The sequence below is a fragment of the Nitrospinota bacterium genome (genome assembly GCA_035528715.1).
Classification (GTDB): Bacteria; JADFOP01; JADFOP01; order DATKYB01; family DATKYB01; genus DATKYB01.
On the sequence record DATKYB010000128.1, the window covers coordinates 1 to 3,796 of the forward strand.

General features: G+C 36.0%; 5 protein-coding genes. All 5 read left to right on the forward strand.

Annotation, left to right across the window (positions count from 1 at the left end):
• Positions 1–270: nitroreductase family protein (locus VMW81_09035; protein HUU51085.1), on the forward strand; the 270-nt coding region annotated here is incomplete at its 5' end.
• A gap of 15 nt (positions 271–285) precedes the next feature.
• Positions 286–948 carry a tRNA (guanosine(46)-N7)-methyltransferase TrmB gene (trmB, locus tag VMW81_09040; GenBank protein ID HUU51086.1) on the forward strand — a complete coding sequence of 221 codons (663 nt, stop codon included), beginning with the start codon at positions 286–288 and terminating at the stop codon, positions 946–948.
• Positions 941–1,279 carry an MTH938/NDUFAF3 family protein gene (locus tag VMW81_09045; protein HUU51087.1) on the forward strand — a complete coding sequence of 113 codons (339 nt, stop codon included), beginning with the start codon at positions 941–943 and terminating at the stop codon, positions 1,277–1,279. The genes trmB and VMW81_09045 overlap by 8 nt, the downstream gene beginning before the upstream one ends.
• 12 nt (positions 1,280–1,291) lie before the next feature.
• Positions 1,292–1,843 (forward strand): archaemetzincin family Zn-dependent metalloprotease, encoded by a 552-nt coding sequence (locus VMW81_09050; protein HUU51088.1) that lies wholly within the window; start codon positions 1,292–1,294, stop codon positions 1,841–1,843.
• Between the two features lie 5 nt (positions 1,844–1,848).
• Positions 1,849–3,225 carry a M28 family peptidase gene (locus tag VMW81_09055; GenBank protein ID HUU51089.1) on the forward strand — a complete coding sequence of 459 codons (1,377 nt, stop codon included), beginning with the start codon at positions 1,849–1,851 and terminating at the stop codon, positions 3,223–3,225.
• Positions 3,226–3,796 lie beyond the last annotated feature (571 nt).

Genomic DNA, 3,796 nt, shown 5'->3' on the forward strand with positions numbered 1-3,796 from the left:
ATCTCAGCCACGTCTTATGGTGAAAGAGGAAGAACTCTTTTCTGTATTCAGGATACTGCAGCTGCTGTTGAAAACCTCCTTATCGCTACAACAGCATTAGGATACGGGAGTTGTTGGGTTGGTGCCTTTGATGAAGAAAAGGCAAAGAGAGCTTTGAATATTCCTGAGCATCTCAGACCGGTTGCTATTGTCCCTGTAGGCCCTGGATCAATTTCTCAAGATGATCCCACAAGAAGACAGATCTCTGAAATATCAGCTATAATCAATTAAAATTTTCTAAAAAAAATGAATATTCTGGATATCGAATTAGACTTGACCATTGATATATTAGAAAAGAGAAAAAAGTGGGAAGAGGTCTTTCATAACCCAAATCCAGTCATTGTTGATATGGGTTCTGGAAAGGGTCACTTTCTCGCTGAGATGGCAAGAGCAAACCCAGATAAGAATTTCCTTGGAATTGAAATCTATAAAAAGGGTTTAAGAAAGACAAAAAAGAAAATACAGAACATGGGTCTTGCCAATGTCAGGCTCATCCCATTTGAAATCCTTTTTGTCCTGAAGAATTTCTTCCATCCCAATGAAATACAGGAGGTTTATATTAACTTTCCTGACCCCTGGCCAAAGAGGAGGCATTGGAAGAGAAGATTTGTCAACCCTACATTTATTGATACGTTGTATCCCCTTCTTAAAGAAAAAGGGAGAGTAAATATTGCTACAGATTTTGAAGGATATGTCCCTGTTATCCTAAAATCTTTTGAAGACCATCCCGGATTTAAAAATATCTTTAAAAGCGGTAATACTCTTTTTGATTCTAATGAAAAAAGCTATGTCAATAAGCTTGATAATCGTGATCAGAGCCTTTATGAAAAAAAATATCTGAAAGAGGGAAAATTAATACATTACTTCATTTTTGAAAAGAGGGGTTTGGAGGAAAAATCCTGTGATTGAATCATACAGCTTCGGTGAAATCAAAATCGATGGTAAGAAATTTACATCAGACCTTATCATCTATCCTCAAAGGATTGATTCTCATTGGTGGAGAAAGGAAGGACACGCCTTGAATATAGAGGATATTACCGATATTATTGAAGCTTCTCCTGATACATTAATCGTAGGAACAGGAATGTCTGGAATATTGAAAATATTACCCGAGACAAAAAGATTTATCGAATCAAAGGGGATCAGGCTTATCTCAAAAAAAACAGAGGAGGCATGCAGGCTCTTTAACCAACTCTGCGATAAAGAAAAAGTAGTGGCTGCTCTACATCTCACCTGTTAGGAAAAATCCTCTATGCAAAAGATATCTCTATCAAGCATAGGTCAAATTGATGCATCCATACCAAATTTTTTAAAGGTTGAGTTGGAAAACCTGTTCGTCCCTGAAATAGAATTGGGCCAAAATATAGAAATACCCCTTGCTTCCTTTAATCCCAATAGAGACCAGTATAACTCCACAATGATAATGGATGAACTAAAAAAAATCCCTGGAGATTATCAAAAGTTACTGGGGATCATTGATGTTGATCTCTATGTTGAAGAGTATAATTTTATATTTGGAGAATCAACGATCAGTGGAAAAACAGCCATTATCTCATTATCCCGAATGAGACAGGAGTTCTATGATTTAAAAGAGAATAAAGAAATTTTTTATGAAAGGACTCTTAAAGAGGCTATTCACGAGCTGGGACATGCCTATGGGGTCTTACACTGCAAAAACCCAACATGCATTATGACATTTTCTAACAGCATAAAGGATACAGATAGAAAAGTGAAATCCTTCTGTAATCATTGTAAGCATCAAATCAAAGAAATAAACCCTTATCCCGTTCTTAAAGAGAGTTGAGGTTAATGACTATTTTTTCAGGAGAAAAAGCACTTAGCCATGCAAAAAATATCTCTATACCCCGTCTTCCTGGCTCCTCTGGTGAAAAAAAAGCTGTAGATTATATAAAGAATAAATTAAAGGAGATAGGATGGGATGTTAAGGAAGAGGAATTCTTCATCCCCCTCACACCCTGGCTTCTGCTTCGGACTTTGGTTTTTTTAGCTCTTTTTCTTATAATTATCTCAAGGCTTCTTTTCTTCTCAATACCAATTCTTTGCAGTGCCATCACCCTTTTAACTGCCCTCTGTTTCATCTTTTCTCTTAGGATATGGCTTTTTATATCTCATTCAGATCTCTTCCACAGAAAAAAGAGAGGTATAAAAACAGAAAATATTGTTGCTTCCTTAAATGAAAAGATGAGTTCTCGTAAAAAAAGACTCTTTCTCATTGCCCATCATGACTCCAAGAGCCAAAATATCTCCCTTCCTGCCAGAGCATTGATAACTCTGTTTCTGGTCATCTCTTTGATTCTTTCTAGTTTTTTATATATCTCTTTCTATCTCAAACCAGAAGTAATAGATATTTATCATGCTCTGAATATCCTCACCATTTTTTCTGTTATCTGTCTTTTGCCCCTTCTTTTTCTCCGAACAGAAAATAAATCGGCCGGGAGTCTTGACAATGCCTCATCAATTGGAATTCTCTTAGAGCTCGCGGAAATCCTTAAAAAAAATCCTACAAAAAATATAGGTGTTTCTCTTCTCTTTACTGGTGCAGAGGAACATGCTCTTATCGGCGCATCAGCCTTTTTGAACAGATATCTTTCCAAGCTCAATCAAGATAAAGACCTCTTTTTAAATCTCGATGCTGCAATAAATAACAGGATAATGGTTTCCCTTTCCAAGAAAAAAGATAAAGAGCTTACATCTCTTATGAGAGAAATATCAAAAGAAAGAAAGATAAAGCTAAGCTATATTCCATTTCTTCCTGGCCTTCTTATGGACCATATCTCCTTTTCTTATAAAAATCTTAAGGCCGCAAGCCTCTATTCCATCTCAAAAAAATCGAGATTTATCCATACATCAAAGGATACCCCCATTCTCCTTGATAAAGAGGGATTAAAAAATACCGGGCAGCTCATAGAAGGGGTTATTAGAAGACTGGACATAAAGGGAATCCCGATAAAAGTTGATGCCTACTCAGGCTATATCAGTGACCAAAGGCCAAACTCTTTCATTCTCAATGATAAAAAATATACAATTAAGGAAATCATATCCATGACAAAAGAAGAAGACCTGGACAGAAGAAGAATAAGAAGATTTATGGTAAAAACAGAAACTGATGAAACATACAATATTTATTATGATGAGGAGCTAAAGGAGTGGTTTCTGGAGGAGTGATAAATGCAAAGACTATAATTTTACCTTTCTTGCTTGTCCAAGAAAGGCAACAAAGAAGGACACCCCCAGACAGCTAAATCCAAATGACAAAACTTAAATGACAAATATCCTTGCTCACTCGCCCAATACCTAAAAAGCAAAAGGGGATAAGTAAGCAAAATGAATAAGAAAAACTCTTGACTTTTTTCCCCTTCTAAATATATTCTGAATTCAAATTTATTGTTGATTCTGCTCTACTTCTGGACTGGATTTTAATGTTGGTCTAGAAAGTTGTTACTTATCATTATTCTGCATTTTTTCCATCTGTTTTGAAGCCTCCACACGAAATCTTTTCAGTATTTAAACGTTATACAGAATTATTTCTGTATAGTTATTAGTTAGGTATCTAAAAAATTATATGCCAAGGGAAAAACGAACAGATCAAGACCTTCAAGAGGTATCCGATCACCTGTATTATGAAATATGGATGCTCACTTCTCTTGCACATGGAATTAAATCAGGGATAGCGGGGGAAGGACCTATTGCAAATGCTCTATTGGAGGCGTTTGTGACTCATGTACGCGTCTTAATC